Annotated in this window: 24 protein-coding genes; 15 read left to right on the top strand and 9 right to left on the bottom strand. The window is 61.8% G+C overall.

Annotated features, from left to right (window positions below):
• Entirely contained in the window at positions 1–2,892 is a 2,892-nt protein-coding gene (locus tag P0648_RS09000) for a PAS domain S-box protein (protein ID WP_277503641.1), read from the bottom strand.
• 311 nt (positions 2,893–3,203) lie between these two features.
• Here P0648_RS09000 and P0648_RS08995 point away from each other — a divergent pair, with 311 nt between their 5' ends.
• From P0648_RS08995 to P0648_RS08985, 3 genes are all read left to right on the top strand, one after another.
• A complete protein-coding gene (locus P0648_RS08995) occupies positions 3,204–4,178 on the top strand; it encodes a metal ABC transporter solute-binding protein, Zn/Mn family (RefSeq protein ID WP_276247610.1) in 975 nt (324 codons plus the stop codon).
• Positions 4,175–4,972 (top strand): metal ABC transporter ATP-binding protein, encoded by a 798-nt coding sequence (locus P0648_RS08990; RefSeq protein WP_277503639.1) that lies wholly within the window; start codon positions 4,175–4,177, stop codon positions 4,970–4,972. The genes P0648_RS08995 and P0648_RS08990 overlap by 4 nt, the downstream gene beginning before the upstream one ends.
• A gap of 74 nt (positions 4,973–5,046) precedes the next feature.
• Entirely contained in the window at positions 5,047–5,928 is an 882-nt protein-coding gene (locus P0648_RS08985) for a metal ABC transporter permease (protein ID WP_277505870.1), read from the top strand.
• On the opposite strand, the gene nikR is transcribed toward P0648_RS08985, so the two are convergent.
• Complete coding sequence (gene nikR, locus P0648_RS08980) at positions 5,929–6,357, bottom strand: nickel-responsive transcriptional regulator NikR (protein WP_276247612.1); 429 nt, start codon at positions 6,355–6,357, stop codon at positions 5,929–5,931.
• 100 nt (positions 6,358–6,457) lie between these two features.
• On the opposite strand from nikR, the gene P0648_RS08975 reads away from it, so the two are divergent.
• The gene (locus tag P0648_RS08975; RefSeq protein ID WP_276247613.1) at positions 6,458–6,841 is read left to right on the top strand and encodes a secondary thiamine-phosphate synthase enzyme YjbQ; all 384 of its coding nucleotides are present in this window, start codon (positions 6,458–6,460) and stop codon (positions 6,839–6,841) included.
• On the opposite strand, the gene P0648_RS08970 is transcribed toward P0648_RS08975, so the two are convergent.
• Positions 6,838–7,830: a CapA family protein gene (locus P0648_RS08970; protein WP_276247614.1), complete on the bottom strand. Its 993-nt coding sequence runs from the start codon at positions 7,828–7,830 to the stop codon at positions 6,838–6,840. The two genes, P0648_RS08975 and P0648_RS08970, sit on opposite strands and share 4 nt — an antisense overlap.
• 201 nt (positions 7,831–8,031) lie before the next feature.
• Between P0648_RS08970 and P0648_RS08965 the strand changes: the two genes are divergently transcribed.
• The 5 genes from P0648_RS08965 (at position 8,032) to P0648_RS08945 (ending at position 12,548) form a co-directional block, all read left to right on the top strand.
• Positions 8,032–8,487, top strand: a complete 456-nt coding sequence (locus tag P0648_RS08965; RefSeq protein WP_369685680.1) for a YbhB/YbcL family Raf kinase inhibitor-like protein — start codon at positions 8,032–8,034, stop codon at positions 8,485–8,487.
• Positions 8,488–8,546: 59 nt separating this feature from the next.
• A complete protein-coding gene (locus tag P0648_RS08960) occupies positions 8,547–8,858 on the top strand; it encodes a hypothetical protein (RefSeq protein ID WP_277503632.1) in 312 nt (103 codons plus the stop codon).
• Between the two features lie 58 nt (positions 8,859–8,916).
• Positions 8,917–9,408 carry a macro domain-containing protein gene (locus tag P0648_RS08955; protein ID WP_276247617.1) on the top strand — a complete coding sequence of 164 codons (492 nt, stop codon included), beginning with the start codon at positions 8,917–8,919 and terminating at the stop codon, positions 9,406–9,408.
• Positions 9,409–9,472: 64 nt separating this feature from the next.
• Entirely contained in the window at positions 9,473–10,075 is a 603-nt protein-coding gene (locus tag P0648_RS08950; RefSeq protein ID WP_277503628.1) for a hypothetical protein, read from the top strand.
• 466 nt (positions 10,076–10,541) lie between these two features.
• Positions 10,542–12,548 (top strand): bacterio-opsin activator domain-containing protein, encoded by a 2,007-nt coding sequence (locus tag P0648_RS08945; protein ID WP_276274970.1) that lies wholly within the window; start codon positions 10,542–10,544, stop codon positions 12,546–12,548.
• Positions 12,549–12,930: 382 nt separating this feature from the next.
• Here the strand turns inward: P0648_RS08945 and queC are convergent, their stop codons facing one another.
• From queC to P0648_RS08920, 5 genes are all read right to left on the bottom strand, one after another.
• Positions 12,931–13,635 (bottom strand): 7-cyano-7-deazaguanine synthase QueC, encoded by a 705-nt coding sequence (gene queC / locus P0648_RS08940; protein WP_277503626.1) that lies wholly within the window; start codon positions 13,633–13,635, stop codon positions 12,931–12,933.
• A complete protein-coding gene (gene folE / locus P0648_RS08935) occupies positions 13,632–14,231 on the bottom strand; it encodes a GTP cyclohydrolase I (protein ID WP_276247621.1) in 600 nt (199 codons plus the stop codon). The genes queC and folE overlap by 4 nt, the downstream gene beginning before the upstream one ends.
• Position 14,232: 1 nt before the next feature.
• Positions 14,233–15,003, bottom strand: a complete 771-nt coding sequence (locus P0648_RS08930) for a 7-carboxy-7-deazaguanine synthase QueE (protein ID WP_276247622.1) — start codon at positions 15,001–15,003, stop codon at positions 14,233–14,235.
• A complete protein-coding gene (locus P0648_RS08925; RefSeq protein ID WP_276247623.1) occupies positions 15,003–15,458 on the bottom strand; it encodes a 6-pyruvoyl tetrahydropterin synthase family protein in 456 nt (151 codons plus the stop codon). The genes P0648_RS08930 and P0648_RS08925 overlap by 1 nt, the downstream gene beginning before the upstream one ends.
• A 203-nt stretch (positions 15,459–15,661) precedes the next feature.
• The gene (locus P0648_RS08920; protein ID WP_276247624.1) at positions 15,662–16,027 is read right to left on the bottom strand and encodes a helix-turn-helix domain-containing protein; all 366 of its coding nucleotides are present in this window, start codon (positions 16,025–16,027) and stop codon (positions 15,662–15,664) included.
• A gap of 433 nt (positions 16,028–16,460) precedes the next feature.
• On the opposite strand from P0648_RS08920, the gene P0648_RS08910 reads away from it, so the two are divergent.
• The 6 genes from P0648_RS08910 to ggt all read left to right on the top strand — a co-directional run bounded on the left by P0648_RS08910 (position 16,461) and on the right by ggt (position 21,298).
• Positions 16,461–16,628, top strand: coding sequence for a hypothetical protein (locus P0648_RS08910; protein WP_276247626.1), 168 nt, complete (start codon positions 16,461–16,463; stop codon positions 16,626–16,628).
• Between the two features lie 326 nt (positions 16,629–16,954).
• Complete coding sequence (locus tag P0648_RS08905; protein ID WP_277503621.1) at positions 16,955–17,620, top strand: helix-turn-helix domain-containing protein; 666 nt, start codon at positions 16,955–16,957, stop codon at positions 17,618–17,620.
• A 161-nt stretch (positions 17,621–17,781) separates the two neighbouring features.
• Complete coding sequence (locus P0648_RS08900; protein ID WP_277503620.1) at positions 17,782–18,501, top strand: helix-turn-helix domain-containing protein; 720 nt, start codon at positions 17,782–17,784, stop codon at positions 18,499–18,501.
• A gap of 5 nt (positions 18,502–18,506) precedes the next feature.
• Positions 18,507–19,064, top strand: coding sequence for a SprT-like domain-containing protein (locus tag P0648_RS08895; RefSeq protein ID WP_277505869.1), 558 nt, complete (start codon positions 18,507–18,509; stop codon positions 19,062–19,064).
• Between the two features lie 102 nt (positions 19,065–19,166).
• Positions 19,167–19,316 carry a hypothetical protein gene (locus P0648_RS08890; protein ID WP_276247629.1) on the top strand — a complete coding sequence of 50 codons (150 nt, stop codon included), beginning with the start codon at positions 19,167–19,169 and terminating at the stop codon, positions 19,314–19,316.
• 149 nt (positions 19,317–19,465) lie between these two features.
• Positions 19,466–21,298 (top strand): gamma-glutamyltransferase, encoded by a 1,833-nt coding sequence (gene ggt, locus P0648_RS08885; protein WP_277503617.1) that lies wholly within the window; start codon positions 19,466–19,468, stop codon positions 21,296–21,298.
• A 51-nt stretch (positions 21,299–21,349) separates the two neighbouring features.
• On the opposite strand, the gene P0648_RS08880 is transcribed toward ggt, so the two are convergent.
• Complete coding sequence (locus P0648_RS08880) at positions 21,350–22,513, bottom strand: tubulin/FtsZ family protein (protein WP_277503616.1); 1,164 nt, start codon at positions 22,511–22,513, stop codon at positions 21,350–21,352.
• Positions 22,514–22,557: the final 44 nt, after the last annotated feature.

Here is a 22,557-nt window from a genome sequence, read left to right as displayed (position 1 = left end):
TCAGTCCGCCGTTGGACTCCCTTCGAACAGCGCTGCCAGTAGCTTTCGCTGGGCGCGACGCAGGTGTTCGTGGAACGTTGCTGGCGACACGTCGAGCGACTCGGCCACGTCCGTCCCCGCGCTTTCTCGCGGCCAGTCGAAGAAACCGGCGTAGTACGCGGACTTGAGCGCCGTTCGCTGGCGGTCTGTAAGCTGTCCGATGAGACTTTCTGCAAGCTCTTCTGGCATGGCGACTTGCCGATTGACCGTGTTTCGCGAGGCGAGGTCGATGTCCGGGTAGTGCTCGCGGACGGCGTCGCTCACCTGCCGTACGTCGACGGTCTCGGGGAGTTCGGCCTCGATTTCGACTCGTCCCGGCGTGAACGTGACTGTGTGCAGTCGCCCGCCGTAGGTTGCGAGAATCGACCCGGCGGTCGGTTCTTCGATGAGAATTTCGAGTCGCGTCACCGTTTCGGAGGTGGTAATCGTCCGAACCTCACGCACGCTCGGGTCGTCGGCGATTGCCGCTTCGTAGGCCGCAGCGTTCATTTTACGGACGGTATGGTACTGCAACACCGTCCCGTTGTTGAGCGGAACGGCCCGGTCGATGGTCACCTCACCGAGGTCGTCGCCAAGTGCGGCGAGCGTCTCGGGGAGCGTGCCAGACCGGAAGGTGACTTCAGTGATGCGGTCTGCCATCAGTGCCGCCTTTCGCTCCATCGCGTTTATCGCGTGGCCGATGACGTCGCCGACCTGCGAGAGAATCTTGCGTTCGTTCTCGCCGAAGGCGTCGGGCCGGGCCGAGTGGAGCGTCAAGACGCCGTACTGGAGGTTCTGATAACCGATAGGAATCGCCGCCACAGAGTGATAGCCCCGCTCGCGAGCGTCGTCGTGCCAGTGTTCGTAGGCCTCGTCTTCGAGGATGTTCCGGCTGAACACGGCAGTTCGCTCCTGGAGGGCCCGACCGGTCGGGCCGAAATCCGTGGCTTGCGCTGTTGGGTCGCCCGACCACTCCTCCAGGTAGCCAGAGACGCCGGCTTCCGCGATTGGTTCGAGCGTCGAGTCGTCTGACTCCGTGGCCAGCCACGCGAACTCGTAGGAATCTGCGGCGGCGAACCGCTCACAGACGAGGCGTTCTACGTCCTCTCGTGCGGTGGATTCGACGATGGCGTGAGTGATTTCCCGGACCACTTCGTTCAGTTCGTTCAGCGTCTCGACCTGCCGCTCCCAGGCCTTTCGCTCCGTGATGTCCCGGACGACGCCCGCGCGACCGTCAACTTCGTCGGAGTAGGGGTACGGCCCGAGGCGCGCCTCTGCGGGAATCGAGGTGCCGTCCTTTTTCGTCAGATCGAACTTGAGCGTCGCCATCTCTCGATAGCCGCTGCGTATCTCGGAGGTGAGTTCGTTCGCCTGCTGGCGAACCGTTTCGTTGTGGGCGAGATTGGCGTGATTGCCGAGCAGTTCTTCGCGGTCGTACCCGGTCATCTCACAGAGCGCATCGTTCACCATCACGAAGTTCTCGTTCGGGTCGAGGGCGTACACGCCGTCCCAGATGGTTTCGACGATGGTTTCGTAGCGCTCTAACTCGCGCTCGCGTTCCGTCCGCGAGATTGCCGCGGCGAGAATGTTCGCCACGTTGCGGACGAAAGAGACGTCCTGTTCGGTGAACTCTCTCGCGGTCTTCGTGTGAGCGCCGAAGACGCCCCACGGGTCGTCTGGTGGGCCGATGATAACGCTGATGCCGCTCACGACGTCGTGGTCTACGAGGAGATCTGGCCCGCTAAAACGCGTCTCTGCGTCGAGGTTGGTGACGACGACTGGTTCCGCCGAGAGCAACGTATAGCCGGCCTGTGAGGTCTCCTCGGTTCCGACGGTGGCGGTCCCGACGAGGCCGTCCTGCCAGCCGACACCGGCCCTGAGACGGAGGTGTGACTGCGTTTCGTCGAGGTCGAGTACTTTTGTCAATTCGATGTTAAGCGTCGATGCGACGAGGTTTGTGGCCGTCTCGAACAACCCGTCTAAGTCGCGGTCGGTGAGCGCCTGCTGACCGAAGTCTGCGAGTGCCCGCTGTTGGCGTACCTGCCGTTCGAGGCTGTCGACGCGTTCGGTACGACTTTCGAGATTTCTGACGACGCCAACCGTTCCTTTGAATGAACCGTCGTCGCTGGGGAGGAGCGCAAAGCGAGTCTCTGCCGCGACCTCCTCGCCGTCTGCCCGCTCGAGCGTGATGTCGACTGCGCCACCCTCGCGCTCCCCGTCACGCATCGCTGCGCGCAGTCGATGACTCTGTTTGATGACCTCGTCGTCGACGACGGTCGAAACGTGCTCGCCGATGAGCTCCTCACGGTCGTAGCCCACCATCGAAGCGTACCCGGCGTTGACCATCTCGAACTCGTCGTCTTCGTTGGTGATGTACACGCCATCGTGGATGGTCTCGACGATGGTCTTGTAGCGTTCCAGGTCCGCTGTCGGCTGTTGGGAATCCGGGTCCGGTTCTGGAGGTTCGTCTTCGGGCGTCGGTTTGACGACCACGAGTATCGTCCCCGATGCCGCGTCGTCTCCAAGTCGCTGTAACCAGAGGTCGCAGTGGACAGGGTGCCCATCGGCCTGCAATATCGTGGTGGACAGGCGCGCCGGGTCTGCGTCGCTCCGGTCCAGTTGGCCCCGGACGCTGTCTATCACCGCCGTTTCGGTTGGGAGGAATGAAGTGAACAGTCGGCCGTGAAGGTGGTCTGCTGGCTGGCCGACCAACTCACAGAACCGGTCGTTTGTGGCAACGATGGTTCCGGAGTCATCAAGTTTGATGGTGCCAACATCTGTCGCCTCGACAACTGCGCTGAAGGCGCGTCCCGCCTCTTTGGAGTTGTCGGTCAACGGGGATGTGGGAGGCTCCCCGCCGGAAGCACGGGTCATCTCATCGCCGCCTTACGAGGCGTCCCAAATAAGTCCAATGGCTGAAATCAAACATATCAATCACATTATATTATCGATAATTGTCCAGAAAATAGGGCGATTTTCAAAATATTCAAACTAAAAAACCAATATTTCTTTCCCAAATTGTTGGATGTGCATCGGAATCTGTTTGCGACCTGTGGGCAAAATATGTCATGTCCTACCACGAATGTGACGTCCCGACAGCCCCCGAATTCCAAACGACGTTTCTAGTACCTGTAGCGGGTGAAATAACACAATTTATTAACTCTGGGGCCTGTTCTAATAACAGAATGCAACGATTTTCACGGCGTGCGCTCCTCCAGTGTGGAGGGGGTGCGCTCGCAGTATCGCTCGCAGGCTGCCTCGGCGATTCCTCTGGTGAGGCGGGACAATCGACGGCGACGGCGTCGTTTTTCGTGCTCTCGGATTTCGCCGAGCAGATCGTCGGTGACGGGCTTACTATCGAAAATCTGGTTCCCGTCGGCCAGCACGGCCACGGCTGGGAACCCGGGCCAAACGTTCAGCGGTCGGTCCTTCAGTCACTCGCCTTCCTCTACGTGGGCCACGGATTCCAGCCGTGGGCCGACAACATCGTGTCGAACCTCGCCGCGGACGCCCCCGAAGTCGTCGTCGTCGAAGCATGGGAGGACATAGACCTGCTTGCTGCAACCGGTCACGACCAGGGGGAAGAAGACGGAGGTCACAAAGAAGACGAAGACCACGACGAGACCGGTGTCGATCCCCACTTCTGGCTCAACCCCCAGCGTGCCGCCCAGGCAGTCGAGACCATCGCCGCCGGCCTCGGTGCCGCGGATGCAGACCGCGCCCAGCAGTATCGCGACGGAGCGGCAGCCTACACGGAGGTACTCTCCGACCTCGACACCGAGTTCGAAAATGCACTCTCCACGCGCACGCGAGAGGCGGTACTGGTCGCCGGTCACGACGCCTTCCAGTACCTCGCCACTCGATACGGCTTCGAGGTGCACGCCCTCTCGTCGCTCTCGCCGGACGACGAGCCGACGCCACAGGACGTGCGACACGCCCAGGAAATCATCGAAGAACACGACATCGAGTACGTCCTCGCGCCGGTGTTCGAATCTGACCGCGCGGCGCGACAACTCGTCGAAGAGACGGACGCCACTGGCCTCCTTCCCATCACGTCGATTCCCTCGATTTCCGAGGAGTGGCGCGATAAGGGATGGAGCTACGAAGACATCATGCGCGAGGTCAATCTCGCGTCGCTCACGGAGGCGCTCGGAGCGTGACGGCAGTCATCGACGTCGACCACGTCACCTTCGGCTACGGTCCCACCCCGGTCGTCGAAGACGTGTCGCTCACCGTCGAAGAAGGCGAGTTCCTCGGCCTCGTCGGACCAAACGGATCGGGAAAGAGTACGCTCTTGCAGCTCATGCTCGGGTTGCTCGAACCCGACGAGGGGCGTGTCGCGCTGTTTGGCGAACCGGCGAGCGAGTTCAGCCACGGCGAACGACTCGGATACGTCCCCCAGCAGGTAACCAACTCGACGGTCGGGATGCCCGTCACCGTCCACGAAGTAGTGACGATGGGGCGCTATCCGCGGGTCCGATTCGGCCGACTGTCCAGCGAAGACCGCGACATTGTCGCCGACGCCATGGAGACAGTGGGCATCACGCACCTCGCCAAACGGCGCATCGCCAACCTCTCCGGGGGCCAGCGCCAGCGGGTGTTCATCGCCCGAGCGCTCGCGGCTGAGGCGGACCTGCTCGCGCTCGACGAACCGGCCGTTGGCGTCGATGCCGAGTCTCGCGAACGGTTCTACGACTTGCTCAACCAGCTCAACGGCGAGGGGATGACCATCATCCTCATCGAACACGACATCGGCGTCGTCACCGAACACGCGACGAAGATTGCCTGTATCAATCGTCGCCTGTTCTTCCACGGTGCGTCTGCCGGATTCACTGAAAGCGACGCGCTCGCCGAAGCCTACGGCGCGAACCAGCGCGTGTTGCACCACGACCACGAACACTCTCACGTCCACGAGCACGCCCACGGCCACGATTCGGACGGTGACCGGCCGTGAGCGTCCGGCCGCTGGTCGTCCTCGCCCTCGTGACCGAGTGGTTGAACGCACTCCTCGACGGCGTCGGTGCCGGGATGTGCGCGCTGACCGCCCCGTTCGGCATCGAAATGCTGTGTTTTCCCTTCATGCAGCGGGCATTCGTCGCAGGCGTCGCAATCGGCGTCGTCGGTCCGCTCATCGGGTCGTTCCTCGTCCACCGACAGCTGTCACTCATCGGCGAAACGCTCGCGCACACCGCCTTCTCGGGCGTGGCTATCGGCCTGTTTCTGAGTTCCACGTTCGCGTTTGTCGTCTCGCCGTACCTCACCGCGCTCGTCGTCGCCGTCGTCGCTGCGCTCCTCATCCAGGCTATTTCCGAGTACACCGACGCCTACGGCGACGTGTCGATGGCCATCGTCCTCGCCGGCGGATTCGCCCTCGGGACGGTCATCATCAGCGCGTCGGGCGGCATCGCCGTCTCCGTAAACCAGTACCTGTTCGGTAGTCTCTCGACGATTACCCGCGAAAACACCGGGATACTCGTCCTGCTCAGCCTGTTCGTCACGAGCGTCGTCGCGCTCATCTACCGCCAACTCCTGTTCATCACCTTCGACGAGACGGCCGCGCGGGTGGCGAGTCTGAACGTCGAGGGCTACAATCGCCTCCTCGTCGTGCTCACCGCGCTGGTCGTCGTCGCGGCGATGCAACTCATGGGCGTCATCCTCGTCGCGGCCCTGCTCGTCGTGCCGGTGGCGGCGGCCGCACAGGTTGCGGGAAGTTTCAAACGCTCGCTCTGGTACTCGATTGCCTTCGCAGAACTCTCGGTCGTCGTCGGCCTCACCATCTCGTACGCTTACGGTCTCGCGACGGGTGGAACCATCGTACTCGTCGCAATCGCTGTCTACGCGGGTGCGGTGGTCGTTGGAAAAGTTCGTACCAGAACAGTGGTAGCCGAGCGAACGGTAGATGCGGAGTGACTATTCGACGCTCGCGAACGTCCCGAACTCATCTACGGGAATGACCGAGTAATCGACGGTCAGAATGTCCTTCGTGGCGCGGATCTTCCCGACGAACGTGGAGATGTTTTCGAGCGACCCTTCGAGGATGAACAGTTCCATGCAGTAGTGGTCGCCGACGTGGCTGTGGAAGTTAGAAGCGACGAGGTCTTCGTGTTCGTGGCGCAGGTGCATCATCTTCTCTTCGACGCTCGTCGTCTGGAACTTGAACAGGACGGTGACGACGCCCATTAGGTCGCGGTCCTCGAGGCGTTTGTCCTCGAACTCGCCGAGGAGGTTGCGACTCGCTTCGCGAATCACCTCACTGCGACCCGTGTAGCCGTGTTCGGAAGAGAAGGCGTCGATTCGTTCGAGCAGTTCGTCTGGCATGGAGACGCTGACGACGGTCATGTATTAACTCAGGGGCACTTCGATATTAAAGATTGAGTAACGACCCGGGGTGTCCGTCACCGAGACACACCTTTTCACGCCCACGTCTCGACTAGGAACCATGGCACTCTCGGTCAGCACGAACGAGCGCGTGGAGCTGGTGGATATCTCAGACCGCGTCGCCGGTGAACTTCCGTCCGACGCGACTGGTATCTGTACGGTTTTCTGCACCCACACGTCGGCGGGCCTCCTGATACAGGAGAACGAATCGCGGCTGAAACGCGACTTGCTCGGGCTGTTAGAACGCGTGGTTCCGGAAGCCGGCGGGTACGAACACGACGAGATAGACGACAACGCAGACGCCCACCTCCGCGCCACGCTGCTCGACAGTAGCCTCTCGATTCCCGTCAAGAATGGCGCGCTCCAGCTGGGGACGTGGCAGACGATTTTTCTCGTGGAATGTGACGGGCCTCGCACGCGCAACATTATTGTTACTGTCACTTAGAGCGCGAGGACGAGGTCTTCACCGTCGCGCTCAAACTCGGTGTCGAACGGGGCAGAGCGGTCCCGCATGGTCTCACGGCACCATGTGGCGGCCTCCGGGCGCGCGATGTGGACCGAAAAGTCGTAGATTTCGGTAGGGCTGCAGCGCAGTTGTGAGAGCCCCTCCGGGGTGAGCGTCACCTCGAAGATGAACCCGTGGTCGTTGTGGAGGTGAGAGTCAACCGCGTAGTCGTCCACGAAGTCGCCCGTGTCGTACAGAATGAGCCCGTCCTCGTACACCTCGACGCCGTGAAAGAGGTGTGCGGAATGCCCATAAACGATGTCCACGCCCTCGTCGACGAGCCAGTGGGCGAAGGCGACGAAGTGGTCAGGCGGACTCGTCGTCATGTTCGGCCCCCAGTGGAGGGCGGCGACGAGCAACTGTGGATTCCACTGGCGGGCGCGAGCGAGAACGTCACGAACCCTGATTCGCGTCGGGCCGTGGCGAGGATCTACCTCGATGAGGGCCGTCCCGTACTTGTCGTGGTCTGCGGCGTACTCCGGCGTGTTGTCGGTGAACGACACCATCGCCACGCGAACCCCGTTCAGCGCGAACACGGCGGGGTCGAGCGCGGTATCGAGGTTCCGGCCCGCACCAGCGTGGGCGATTCGCGCCGCGTCGAGGTGGTCTAGCGTGTCGCCGAGGGCGGTCGGGCCGAAGTCCATGACGTGGTTATTTGCGAGACTCACCGCAGACACTCCGGCCGCGGTGAGCGCGGGAATCGCCCACATCGGGTCCGCCCGGAAGTGAAACGGTCGGTAGGTTTTCGTCCAGGGCATTCCGTTCGTCGAGAGACAACACTCCAGATTACAGACGAGGCCGTCAAGGTCCGTGAGGCGGGAACGGCAGTCTCCCCAGACCGTCTCCGGGGGGAGCCAGCGCTGGCGCTCGTCTACGAGTCGCCCGAGCATCACGTCACCTAAAAGCCCCAGCCGACGAGTCGGTGCCATTCACAGAGATACGACGGCGAGCGAGAAAACGTCATCACACCCATACAGGTTTTCTCCGGGCGAAGCGAAAGTTCATTGAGGCGATTTACCGTGGAAGTAGCCTGGACTCGCCGGTCGTACCTCGCAGTGTCACTGGTAACACTGTCTGGTATCACTGGCTGTGCGCAGGTGAGCGACCCGGCGCCGGGTGGGGACGAGACGATGGCAGACTTGCAACTCAGGAGTGAGGCGTTCGACGACGGCGCACTGATTCCGCGAACATACGGCTACAAAAACGAGAACGTGAATCCACCACTCTCGATTTCGGGGGTTCCGGCGGACGCACAGTCACTCGCGCTGGTGATGGACGACCCCGACGCGGTAAAACCCGCGGGCAAGGTGTGGGACCACTGGGTCGTGTGGAACGTCGACCCGGAGACGACCGAGATTCCCGAGAACTGGGACCAGATGGAGGCGACGGTGGGGACGAACGGTTTCGGCGAGTTGGGCTACGGCGGGCCGAGTCCACCCGACGCAGAACACACCTACCGGTTCTTCGTCTACGCCCTCGACACGACGCTCGACCTCGATGCGGGCGCGACGAAGGCCGACCTGCAGGCGGCGATGGAGGGCCACGTTCTCGCAGAGGTACTGCTCACGGGAACCTACGCACCCTGAGTGCCGGTAGTCGGTCGTGAGGAGGGGAACTGATTACGCCTGAGTGATTACGTCTCGCCATGTACCTCTCCCGTCCCGTCCGCGCCATCATCGACGACCCCCACCGCGGCGAGACCGTCACGCTCATCCTCCGCTTGCCGGATGGGTGGACCGACGCCGACATAGACCGTGTCACGACGGCTGTCGAAACCGCCGGTTGCGACGTGGTAAAACGACTCTCGACCGGGGGCCTCAAAGTCGCCGCCGACCACGAGGACGTGGCCGCGATTACCGCCATCGACGGACTCGACGCCGTGGAGACCGACGACACCCTGCGCATGGCACTCGACGGCGCGGGCGAGGACGTGGAGTACCCCAGCGAGACGCGCTGACCGAGGGGCGAATCCGGGGCGTACACAGTTTTAGGGCGGTGGCGACCAATCTGCCGCCATGGAGTTCAGCGTCGTACAGGGCGACATCGCCGCACAGACCGCAGATTGTCTCGTGAACGCCGCGAACACCGGCTTGCGAATGGGGTCGGGCGTCGCAGGGGCGCTCAAGGCGAAAGGCGGAGACGCACTCGACGAGGCCGCCGTCTCGAAAGGCCCAATCGACCTCGGCGACGTGGCGGTCACCGACGGCTACGGCCTCGACGCAGACTACGTGGTTCACGCCGCCGCGATGCCACCGGGCGGGCAGTCCTCGGCCCGGAGCATTCGGCTCGCGACCCGACGAACCCTGGAAGTGGCCGACGCCCTCGGTTGTGCGTCGCTGGTCCTCCCGGCGATTGGCTGTGGCATCGCCGGATTCGACTTCCGCGAGGGGGTGGAGATTATCTGTGAGGAACTGGCCGTATTTAGGCCCCGTTCGCTTGCTGACGTGCGTCTCATCGCCTACAGCGACGAGGAGGTCGAGACGATGCGAGCGGTCGCCGAGAAATGAACGTAAACGTTCACGGATTGCAGAACGACTCGATTTTTTACCAGTTCGGACCGAACAGCCATCTATGCCCGAGGAATCCCTGCTCTCGAACACCGGCGTGACGTTCACGGAGGACGACCCGGCTGCCGAGGCTACCATCTCGCCGCAGGTGGCCGCGTTGCTCGTCCCCAATCAGGACCGGGCGGACGCCATCGGCGCGGATCTCCTGCGGATGGCTGACGACCGTTTCAAAATCGTGTTCGGCCCCGCACTCGACGGGTTGCGAGCGGCCGCCTGCGAACTCCCCGAGGGACCGGCCGTCTACGTCGTCGGCGTCGAACTCGACATGCGCAAGGTCGGAACTGAGACGAACCTCCACGAGGACGCTCCCGGAATCATTCACAATGCGCGCTTGCTGTTCGCCTACGTCCCGAATGAGGCGGGGACGGGCGCGACGTTCGCCCACCTGACCGAGGATTTAGACGGCGTGGACGACCTCCTGCTCGCCCTCGGCGACAGCGAACGCATCTCGGGCGCTGAGACGACGCTCGAAGCGTTCCGGCGTGAACTCGCAGGCCAGCAAGCCCGCCACATCAGCTTGCTGGCGGAAGATCCGGAGGCGGCGAAGGCGCAGTTCCAGTCTGTGTTCGCCGCTCCGCTGTACGCCTTCGAACAACGCAATTCGTGACCGCTCATTGCTCGGTAAGAATAGTTACCTAGACACACATACTGCCGAAATATTATTTACATATCACTTATGTTTCTGGCGTTGCTACGGACTAGCAGATGGAACACACCGTGGGAAAGGTGGGGTTGTTCGTACTGACTGCTGCGATGGCACTGGCGATGGCAATCGCGCTGAGCCTGCTGTACGTGAGCCTCACGCCCTGAGTCGAAGAACCGAGCGACGGGGTGCGTGTAAGCCCCGAGTAACGATTCGGAAAGACGGGCGTACAACCTGGCAGGTGGCAGATAACTATCGTGGCTTTTTGCGACTGTCCGGTATGAACCACATCTTAGAAGACGTCGGCATCATCCTCCTCGTGTTGTTCGTCGTCATCGGCTACTGGCTCTTCCTGGCGATGGCCTACCAGCAGTTCGTCTGACCCCGACGGTGGCACACCTATTTGCACGACGGCAACGTAGTGTGGACCATGGGTACTCAGGATAGTCCACAGATAGACGTGCTCTACGTCGGGCACGGAGATTCTGCGGACACGGTCACGGCGGCGTTCGGCCGGGCAGGCGTGAACGCGACCGTCGTGTCCAGCGTAGCAGACGTTGCGTCGGCACTTTCCCCCGAAATCGACTGTGTCGTGACGGAGGCGACGTTCGACGCAGGCGACGCAAAATCGGTCGTCCAGACGGTAAACGAATTCGACCTGGACCTCCCGCTCATCGTCTACTCTCACGGCGCGAGCGAGGCGCTGGCGAGCAAAGTCACCGCACTCGGAATCACCTTCTACCGACTCGTCGCGGAGACCGACGCAGACGAGTTGACCGCAGACGTGTTGGCCGCGGTGCGGGCCCACCGGTCGCGGCTCGAAACACCGGTTGACGAACTCAGGCTGAAACAGCGGGCGATGAACGAAGCACCCGTGGGTATCGCCATCTCAGATGCGACACAGCCTGACAACCCGCTCACCTACGTGAACGACTCGTTCGTGGAGATGACGGGCTACACCGAGACGGAAATTATTGGCCGAAACTGCCGATTCTTACAGGGCGAGGACTCGGACCCCGCCGCGGTCACCGCCATGCGCCAGGCAATCGCCGCGGAAGAGGAGGTCGCCGTCGTGGTGAAAAATTACCGAAAGGACGGCGAGATGTTCTGGAATCGCGTGAACATCGCGCCGATTCGCGACGCAGACGGTGAGGTTCGTCACTTCGTGGGCTTCCAGAACGACGTGACCGCCCGCAAGGAGGCGGAACTCGCACTGGCCGAAGAACGCGAGCAATTGGCCTACCTGCTCGACCGGATTCAGGGGCTCATCCAGGACGTGACCCAGACGCTCGTCCGGTCGGTGAATAGAGAGGAGATAGAGGAGACGGTGTGCACGCAGTTGGCAAACGCAGACCCCTACGTCTACGCGTGGGTCGGCGAGGTGGACGTGGCCGCGAACGAAGTCGTCCCGACGCAGTGGTCCGGCGAGGCGCTCGTCTCGGTGGGCGACATCGGCGTGAGCCTCTCGGACCCCGATTCGGCGAACAATCCCGTCGCCCGGGCGGTGAAGACCGGAACCATGCAGACAGCGCGTGTCGGTGTTCGCGGCTTCGGGCGGGGCTACCCGAAGCGCGTCGTCGAGGTCGCGGCCGTCCCACTCGTGTACGAAGACGTGACCTACGGCGTGCTCACGGTGTGTGCCGACCGCGAAGACGTGTTCAACAGCCGCGAGCGCGTCATCCTCGAATCGGTGGGACGCGCCGTCGCGAGCGGCATCAACTCGCTCGAGAGCAAGAAGATAATCACCGCAGACAACATCGTCGAAGTCGAACTGGAGTTCGAATCGACCGCGCTGTTCTTCGTCGATATCGCCTCGAAGACCGGTGCCGAACTCGAATTCAAACAGGCGATGTACCAACCGGACGATTCGCTGGTACTGTTTTTCACTGCGACAGGAGCAGACCCGGAGGTGGTCGAGGCGGCCGCACGCGAATGTGGCGAGATCGCGAACGTACAACTGGTCGCGACGGGCGACGACGAGAGCCTCTTCGAACTCACGCTCGCGAGAGAGTCTATCGTGACCGACCTCGCGAACTACGGCGCGAAGACGCAGGCAATCACCGCACACGACCGGGTCGGGCGCATGAAAATCGAGCTCCCTCAGGAGGCGAACGTCCGCCAGCTCGTCGAACTCGTGAAAAAGGAGTATCCCGGTACCGAACTCGTAAGCTACCGCGAACACGACCGGCGACCGACGACGAAACAGGAGTTCGTCATGGCGCTGCGAGAACGACTTACCGAACGCCAGCTTTCGACGCTCCAGCGTGCGTACGTCGCCGGCTTCTTCGACTGGCCACGGCCCGTGAATGGCGACGACCTGGCGGCGACGATGGGCGTCTCACGTTCGACGTTCCACGAACACCTGCGCGCCGCGGAACGGAAACTCTGTGCGGAGTTGTTCGAGCGGCCAGCGGAACCCCCACTAGTGAGGGAATGAGAATTAGTCACTAACTGGCGTCCATTTATGTAGGTGCGAGGCACGAAGCGATTCGATGCAATCACCTCACTAAAACAATGCCAACCTGCACGAACTGCAACGCACACGTCTCGAAACGATTCGCCCAGGTATTCTCGGACGCACAGGGTCGGATACTCGCCTGTCCGGAGTGCTCCGCGAATGCTGGAATCGCAGAGGCTGCACGGATTCGTGGTCAACAGGTCTGAGTGCCTTGGACCACCCTTCGACGCGCACCGAAGACGAGTAGTCAATGCCCCCCAGAAAGGGTTCTCACTCGTCGCCTGTCAGACAGTCCAACCCGGGCAGTATGTCACCACCAATCAGCAAGTCACACGGAATCCCAGACCCACCCATCCGTGTACTATGCTTTTGACGAGTCGCGATACGACGGCCGCTTCGCGTAGTCGATGGGGTCTGTGACGCCGATGTCTTCGAACGCTCTGAGCCGGATGGCACAGGCATCACACACGCCGCACGCGGGCGCTTCCTCGGAGTAACAACTCCACGTGTGCTCGAACGGCACGTCGAGGGAGACGCCGTGAGCGGCGATTTCCGTCTTCGACCAGTCGACGAACGGCGCTTCCAATGAAATTTCCGTCTCCGGTTTCGTCCCCAGGTCGGCCACGGCCTGAAATGCCTCGAAAAACTCGGGGCGACAGTCCGGATAGCCGGAGTAGTCCTCGCTGTGTGCGCCGATGAACACGGCGTCACACTCTTTTGCCTCTGCGTAGGAGACGGCCATCGCGAGCAAGTTCGCGTTTCGAAACGGAACGTAGGTGTCCGGAATCTCCTCGCTGTCTAAGTCAGCGGCGGCCACGTCGATGCTGTCGTCGGTGAGCGCGGACGCCCCAATCTGGGCGAGATGGCTGGTTTCGATGTGCAGGAAGTCGTTCGCCTCGAAATCCTCGGCGAGCTGTCGAGCGCACTCGTACTCCTTGCCTTCGGTGCGCTGGCCGTAGGAGGTGTGCAGAAAGTAGAGGTCGTAGCCGCGGTCGCTCGCCTCGGCGGCGGCGGTGGCGCTGTCCATCCCACCAGAGACGAGGACGACCGCTCGTTCGTCGCTCATCGCTCCGCCTCCGCACGGTCTGTGGCGCTCCTGAACTGCGTGCGCTCTTCTGCGGTCGGTTCACCGACGGTGACGGTCGTTCGCGTTTCCGTCTCGGTTTCGACGCCGCGCATCGCCTCGCACATGTGGGTCGCAGCAATCTCGACCATCACGGCCTCAGCGTCAAGTTCGTCTGCGAGTCCTTCGGCGATTTCCCGGGTCAGTCGCTCTTGCATGGAGAGTTTACGAGACTGCCAGCGGACGTAGCGCGTGAGTTTCGAGAGCCCCACCACCTCGTCACCCGGACGGTAAGCGACGTGCGCGATACCGTAGAAGGGCAGCAAGTGGTGTTCGCACATGCTGTAGACCGGGATGCTCGTCTTGATGACGAGCCCCGAGCCTTCGGCGGGGAAGGTTCGCATGGTAGGTTTCTCCGTCTCACGAAAGCCCTCTGTCAACGTGCGAAATGCGTCTGGGACGCGCCGTTCCCACGTCTCGACGAGGCCATCGCGGTCGGGGTCCGTGCCGACGGCTTCCAGCAGCATTCGAACCGCCCGTTTTGCCTTCTCGTGGTCGTACGTCGATTCGTCGTCGTGAATGAGGGTAGCGTCAGTCATTTCAGGTGCCGGGAGCGTCGTTCCAGAGGTCGACGTGGAGTCGGGGGGTGTAGCGAAAACCGTACTCCATCGCCAGGTCAGCCGTTCGTATGCGCGTCTCGTCTAAAGCCTCACGGGTTTGCCCTTCTGGCATGAGCAACACGTCGTGGTCGTGGAGGGGCGTCGCGGCCTTCGCCCGGATACGCGAGACGATGTCCGCCACCTCGGGCATGTCGTCGGGGCCGGTGACGACGAACTTGAGTTGCGTATCGTAGGCATCGACGAACTGCGCGAGGACGTCGACGTCGATGCGAGCACGTTCGTGTCGCGCTTCCCATTCGCCCTGACCCTTCGGGTCGCGTTCGGGCGTTGGGGTGCTGGATGCGAGTTTGGGGCTCACGCTCGCGAGGTCGATAGGGGCGTCACGGAAGATGGTTCCGTTGGTTTCGACGGTGGTGTGATAGCTTGCATCTGCAAGTCGTTCGAGCAGTGCCACCGAATCGTCGTGGATGAGCGGTTCACCACCCGTGAGCACGACGTGTTCGGCTTGCTCGTACTCGGCGACGGCCGCCACGATGTCGTCTACGGTCATCCACGCGTGTTTCGGTTCCCACGAAGTGTGATACGAGTCGCAGAACCAGCATCGCAGGTTACAGCCGCTCGTGCGAACGAACACGGACGGGACGCCAGCGAGGACACCCTCGCCCTGCAGCGAGTAGAACAGTTCGTTGATGGGCAGAGCCTCCCTGTCTGCCGGTCGCTCACTCACTGTTCCTTCGGCGTTGACCGGCATTAGCAGGTCACGCCACAGAGTTCGCTCGTTTCGCGAACCATCACCGAGACGGCTTCGACGTTATCGGGGAGTTCGGCGAGCAACCGCTGTTCTAAGATGATGCCCATGACTTCGGCAGTCGGCGGGTGTTCGAGGACGACGAGCGCGTCGCCGTCACCGGCGGCCTCGAACGCCTCGATAAGCGGGTCGCCCTCCTGGAGCAGGAATCGGTGGTCCCAGTCGTCGATGACGTCAGTGACGTCGCCCTTGTCGACGACCCATCCCTCGTTCGTCAGGTTGCCGCGAATCGTGACCGAAATCTCGTAGTTGTGGCCGTGCGGGCGAGCACACTTGCCGTCGTGGTGCAGCAAGCGGTGCCCACTACTGATGCGAATCGGGCTGTCGTGGCCGATTCGCAGTTCGTGAACGCGCTCTGTGAGCGCAACCTCGTCGCGCATCGAGGTTCTTGAGAGCATACTGTGAGATTATTGAGAGAGTATATAGATGTTTCCACTTTGCGGACTATCAGAAAAATAGTTAGCAAAAGGAACGCTCTCAGTCCGTGTGCACGTGTTTTTTGGACGAATAATGATGAGACGCACAACCCGGCAATGCGTTGGGGTTACAGGGGTCGTCCGGATATTCGAATCAACTGCGACGTGGGCCGAAAATCGGCCGCTCAGGCGGACTCTTCGGCCGGTGGCATGAGGTGTTCCTGGCCCCAGTCGTGCATCGCCATGATGAGCGGTTCGAGAGATTTGCCGCGGGCAGTGAGCGAGTACTCGACGCGGAACGGTTTCTCGCTCACGACTGCCCGGTTGACCAGGCCGAATTCCTCTAAGTTTTCGAGGCTATCGGAGAGCACCTTCGAGGAGATGCCGTCTACGGCCGCTTTGAGCGCGTTGAACCCCGAAGGCCCGTGTTTCAGCAGGCGGTGGATGATGACGGGATGCCACTTCTTCCCGAGAATCGTCGCCGTCGAGGTGATGGGACACCAATCCTCGCCCACACACGGGATTTCGAGCGGTTCCGTACCGTCGTCCATGACGGCAGTACAACGCCCGCCGATAAAAGGTTACCCGCGACTACCGGATTACCGGGAGTAACTCACTTGCGGAGCACAACCTGCCCTTCGTCGGTGGAAAGTCCATGCCCAACCTTCACCTGCGAGCGGCTTGAGTATGCGTCACACCACAGCGGCGACAAGGTTTACGGCTCTCGTAGCGAGTATTCAGACGTATGGACACCGCCGAATCCACGCATACGTGCGAGGCCTGTGGCCGGGAATTCGAGACCGAAGCAGACCTCGAAGCCCACATCAACGCCGTCGGACTCGCCGAATAACGCACCCCCTATCAGCTGAGACGACTGGTATCATTTTTGTCAGACAATAGTATGACACATTGTAGCAAGGGTTATGACTCGTGGGTTGGTACCGTGGTATGTAGCGTACCAAAACACATCGCTACCTACCCCAAATGACCCCCACATCAGATCCGAAGCGTCGGGACGAACCCCCCACCGACGACTACCTCGAGTACGCACAACTCGAACTCGCAACGGGCGAGATCGTGATCTACGACCGAACGAACCCGGAAGCATGGATTCAGACAGACGAAGCCGTGATAATCGCGGCTAACGCCTGATTTTTTCGTTACCAGTTACTGACAAACAGGGATCAGAACCCTCCCTGAGTCGTCAGGCCGAAACGAGTTGCGTGACGCCTACCGTTCGAGTGTCTGGCGGAGTTTCCTTCGTTCCGAAGTTTCGTGTAGTCACGAAACTCGGGGATTGAACTGTCGATAGCTGAGAAGGTTGGCGTGAACAGTAGTTATTTACCGATTCTCAACAGCCATACGTAACGAATGAACTTGCGAGCGTGTCAACCGAACCGGACACACGAACGACGCCCAGCTGTAATCATATATGCCGATTCGGTGCGTCATTCGGCGGTCGCGAGGAGGCGGGGGCGGTGATCTTCGTCGAGGTACAACTGGACACGCCAGTCTTGCAGGCGGCCCTCACGGCCAGGACAGATGTGGTGGTCACCGTCGAAGAAAAACGCGCCCTCCCGTCCGGCGTGGTCCGGTTCCTCTTTTGGGCCTGTACTGAAGATTTCGACACCTTCGAGACGGCTCTCGCCGACGACCCGACGGTCAAGGCACCGTCGGTGTTACACGAAGTCGAGGACAAACGCCTCTACCGCGTCGAACTCACGGAGGAAGGGAAGGCGACGACCGTCCACCAGGCTTACGTAGAACTCGACGCAGTCCTCCTCGAAGGGAAAGGAACCCGAGACGGGTGGTTCCTCCAGATGCGGTTTCCAGACCACGCGACGTTCAAGGAGTTTCGACAACGCTGTGACGACGTGGGCGTCGAAGTCGACCTCTACACCATCTACAACCAGACCGAATCGTCGTCGGGAGACCCAATCTACGACCTCACCGAATGCCAACAAGATGCACTGGTCGCAGCTTACGACATGGGGTATTTCGAAATACCGCGGAACACCTCGCTTGCCGACCTCGCGAGTGAACTCGGCGTCTCCAGTCAAGCCACCTCTGAACGACTCCGGCGCGGAATCGAACGACTCGTTCGCCACTCGTTCGCCGAGCAAGCCAGCCACCGTAGCGGATGACAGTTCAAGGCCACCACGATGGATGACGTTTTCCGCTGCTCGCAGTGCGTTCGAAAACAGTTATCAATGGCCCGTTCGTGTCATTCGAGTATGCTTTTAGAGGCCGAGTGCGAACGTGCGCGTGCTCGGGGTGATGCGTGGGGGAGGTCTGTCGAAATCCAATGTGGGCCGTCACGGGACGACAGCACCTTGCCGACCGGAAAGCCAGCCCACCGGAACGGGATAGCGAACCGATGATTCTGGTCGAGTGTAAACTCGAAACACCGATACTCGCGGCGACTCTCGCCGAGAATCCCGCGTTCACGCTCACGTATGAAGAGGAGCGATTGCTCCCCGACGGGCGCATCAGATTCCTGTTCTGGGCCAGTGGCGGGGATTTCGACGACTTCGACGACGGCCTCGACGCCGACTCGACTGTGGAGAACCCGGCCGTCCTCGGCGTGGACGGCTCGGAGCGTCTGTATCGCGTAGAACTGGCCGACACCGTAGACGAGACGACGGTGTATCAGGCCTACACGGAGGTCGATGCCGTGCCCATCGACGCGACGGGGACGGTAGACGGCTGGAACGTGAAGATTCAGTTCCCCGGTCGGGCGAATTTCAAGCGGTTCAGGCGGCAGTTGCTCGAAAGCGGCGTGAGCGTCGAACTGTTCACCATCTTCACGACGCGCCCGGACGACCAGAACACGCCCCGTTCACTCACCCAGTGTCAGGAGGACGCACTCGTCACCGCACTCGAAAACGGCTACTTCTCGATTCCGCGGGAAACCTCGCTCGCCGACCTCGCGAGCGAACTCGGCGTCTCCAGCCAGGCCGCCTCTGAGCGACTCCGGCGCGGAACGGAGCAATTAGTACGACACACACTCACAGACCAGCCGTAGTGACGATGCCGACCGACGAGATTCACACGCGATCGGCTCTCCTCGAGCGGGCGAGTGCGTACGCACAAACGGTTCCGCTCGACGTGGAGTTGGAGACGGTGTCGTGGGAGATTTCAGCGCGCGCTCGGCGTCGCGCTGGGCAGTGTCGGTACGACGAGCAAACCGGGGAGGTGACGATTCGATTGACGTGGGCGGCGTTCGAGGCTTACGGCTGGGAGCAGTTTTCTGGCGTCGTTCGCCACGAACTCGTCCACGCCTGGGAGTTCCAGCAGTTTGGCGAATCGAGCCACGGCCCGCGATTTCGCGCGAAAGCGGGTGAGGTGGATGCACCGCGAAGGTGTGAACCCTTCACCGACGGGCGGCTCGTACTCACGTGTGTGGACGACCGGTGTGATTGGCGAGCAGAGCGCCACCGCGCCTCCGCGGTGGTGACCAAACCGTCGCGCTACCGGTGTGGGACATGTCGGAGCGAACTTGTCGTCACCCACGTCCAGACGGCCGAATCCTGGCGGACGAACGCCGGCTACGAGGACGCTCGCTCCCGAATCGGGGCCGAGTGGTGATGGCCAGATGATTAATCATTATACACCTAATACAGATATGCAGAATTTAACATGAACGACCATTAACTTTATCTGCATCTTCCGTCTCGAACAGGATGCAACATGACACCCGCCCAGTACACAGACGGCGAGAACACCGGCGCACCAATCGTCCCGCTGGTCACAGATACCGACATTGCTGCCGACGGCGGCCCGGACACCACGCTCGAATATCTCCGCGAGATGGTCTGGAGTCACCGAGCAGAAGAGTAATGTGCCCGCCACCAACCACACACGCCCACCCTGTACGGGGGCTGGCCCCGAATAGTTTACATAAATCGACCCGTGAATAGCGTTTATTTTTAATAAATTTCGCCGAATTAGATTCAAGTCAATGGACTAACAGACGTGGGTCTGTAGGCATGACGGACGAGAACGAACCAAGTAGTCGATCCGACCAGTCGGGACTGTCCCGTCGTACCGTCCTGAAAAACACGGCACTCGCCGCTGGCCTCAGCGCGGTCAGCCTCACCGAGGGAACCCACGTCGCGAAAGGCACGGAACGCGACGGCGACCAGTACGTCTCCGGGAACGTCGTCGAGGCGGCAGGTGGCATGGTCTCCTCGCTGCACCCCCGTGCCTCCGAGATTGGCGCGAAGGTCCTGAACGACGGGGGCAACGCCGTCGACGCGGCCGTCGCGACCCACTACGCGCTCAACGTCGCCGCCCCGCCGACCTGCGGAATCGGTGGCGGTGGCTTCATGATAATTTACTCAGCCGACGACGACGAGTTCACGCTCGTCGATAGCCGTGAGGCCGCTCCTGCAGGGGCGGAACCGGACATGTTCCTCGGCGACGACGGAGCGCCGATTCCGTTCGACGACCGCCACACGCACGGGCGTGCCGTCGGCGTCCCCGGCACCGCGATGGGCCTCCAGAAGGCGCTCGACCTCCACGGAACGCGCCCGCTCGCCCAGCTCATCACCCCCGCGATGAACCTCGCGAAAAACGGCGTCGAGGTTGGCGAGGTGCTCGCAGAAGAAATCGCGAACAACTGGTGGAAGCTCAACGACGCCGCCCGCGAGGTGTTCTCAGACGAATGTGGCGACCCACTCGAAGCGGGCGACCTCCTCGTCCAGCCGGAACTCGCAGAGACGCTTCGCCTCATCAAAACCCAGGGCACGGAAGCAGTGTTCGAGGGTGAAATCGCCGAGGGAATCGCACAGACGGTCCAGGAAAACGGCGGCACGATGACTGTCCAAGATCTGGCCGAATACGAGGTCACGCTCGACGAACCGACCCACGCGGAGTACAAGGACCTCGAAGTGGTCTCCCAGCCGCCGCCGAGTTCGGGCGGCCTGATGGTCTCCGAGATTCTGAAAATCGCAGAGGAGCGGGCCGTCGGCGAACACGACATCCGGGACGCAGAGAAGTACCACATCCTCGCAGAGGCAATGGGGCTCTCCTATGCGGACCGCGAGGCCCACGTCGGCGATCCCGAGTTCGTGGACGTTCCGCGTGAGGGCTTCCTCGCCGATGGTTACATCGAAGAACGCGCCGCAAACATCTCGATGGACGCGACGCTCGCAGATTACGAGGCCGACGAGTGCGTCGAAGCTGGCAACCCGTGGGCGTATCAGGAGGGTGACGGCGAACCCGCCGCGGAGGAAACCGCGTCGAGTACCGGCGGGCAGACGAGTCACTTCACCGTTGCCGACGCGGAAGGGAACCTCGTCAGTTACACGACCACCATCGAGCAGTTCTTCGGGACGGGGCTGATGGTGCCCGAGTACGGCTTCATGCTCAACAACGAACTCACGGACTTCAACGCGATTCCGGGCGGCCCGAATCAGGTCGAAGCCGGCAAGCGCCCGATGAGCTCGATGAGTCCGACCGTCGTCATGCGCGACGGCGAGCCGGACCTGACGGTTGGCTCACCGGGTGGCTCGACCATCATCTGTTCGGTCATCCAGACGATTCTTCACCACTACGAGTACGGCCTCTCGGTGTACGAGGCCATCAACGAACCCGCGTTCTACACCGACGAATGCCCGCCAATTTACTGGGAACCAGACTTCCCCCAGGAGGCGAAAGCGGACCTCGAATCACTCGGCCACGTCTTCCGCGACGAGTCGATGGTCCTCGGGAACGTGAATTGTATCGAGGTTCTCGAAGACGCCTACCGCGGCATCGCGGACCCGGCCCGCGACAGCGAGGCCGTCGGCGTCACAGCTCGCGGCGAGAGCGACGACTAGGCGCCAACTGCGGCTATTTTGTTTGAACTCGGCAAAATGGATTTTCGGCGGTCAGAACAGCGGGTCGAGCGACTCGTCCGTGTCTATCAGGTCAGCGAGTGCGCCCGGGGCAAGTTCCGCGCGGTCTGCGATGTTGCGCTGGGCTTCGATGGCGACCTGCTGGAGTTCCTTGATGCGCGGCACGTCGTACACCCCAGAGAGCAGGACGACGGCCCCGAGGTGGTCGGTCTTCGCGATGGGATAGTCCCCGCCGCGAACCTCCATGCTTCCGGTCTCGGCTTCGAGCCACCTGCGGGCGCGTTCAATGCCCTTGCGGTCAAGGTGCCGCGGCTGGCCCGCGACGACGACGAGCGCCCGTTCTGCACTCTTTACGTTACACGGGAGGCTGAGCCGACCGAGCGTCGCCCGGCGCACCACCGACAGGACGCGATTGGTCGCGTTGTCGTCTGGCGTCTCCGCGTGGCCGTTGCGGAAGCGCGCGAGCAAGCCAGGCGACTGGTGTTCGACCGCCGCCGAGGCATACCCGATGGTCGAGACACCGCCAGAGGCGAGCGTGTTGATGAGTTCACTCGCGTCCACGACGCTCTCTGCGACCTCTCCTTCGGCGGGTTCGCCGGCACTGAGCAGGAGGCCGATGTGGCGCGCGATTTCGCGGTTCATCTCGGTGTACCCGCCCTGCAAACTCTCTCCGCCTTTCCGCCAGGCGTCGTTGTCGAAGACGATGAGGTTGTCCACCTCGCGGACGAACGTGAGGAACGACCGCGCGGCGTTCAGCGTGTAGATGCCACCTTCCTCTGGACTCGGCAGCAGGCCGAGGCCGTAGACCGGTTCCGTGTAGAGACGCTTCAGTTCGCGGGCGATGACCGGTGCGCCCCCGCTGCCCGTCCCACCGCCGAGTCCGGCGACGAGAAAGAACGCGTCTACGTGGTTCATCGCGATGTCGTCGATGGCCGCGAGCACCTCGCCGATGTCCTCAGACGCGACGGTCGTCCCGAGTTCGTTGTCCGCGCCGACGCCGTGGCCCTTCACGTGGTACTGCCCGATGAGCACGCGGTTCTCCTCTGGGATGTGTCTGAGTCCCAGCAAGTCTGCCCGCGCTGTGTTCACCGCGATGGCGGCGGCGATGAAGTTCACTCGCGACTGTAATTCGTAGTCGATGAGCGCTTCTACGACCTTTCCCCCTGCCTGTCCGATTCCGATAAGTGCTACTTTCATCCGTAGTCCCCCCAGACTGGACGATAAAACGCGCTGAGAGGAGA

The sequence above is a fragment of the Haladaptatus sp. DYSN1 genome (genome assembly GCF_029489995.1).
In the GTDB taxonomy this organism is placed as follows: domain Archaea; phylum Halobacteriota; class Halobacteria; order Halobacteriales; family Halococcaceae; genus QDMS2.
The sequence above is the reverse complement of the archived record's forward strand: the minus strand, read 5'-3'. Positions and strand labels throughout refer to the sequence as shown.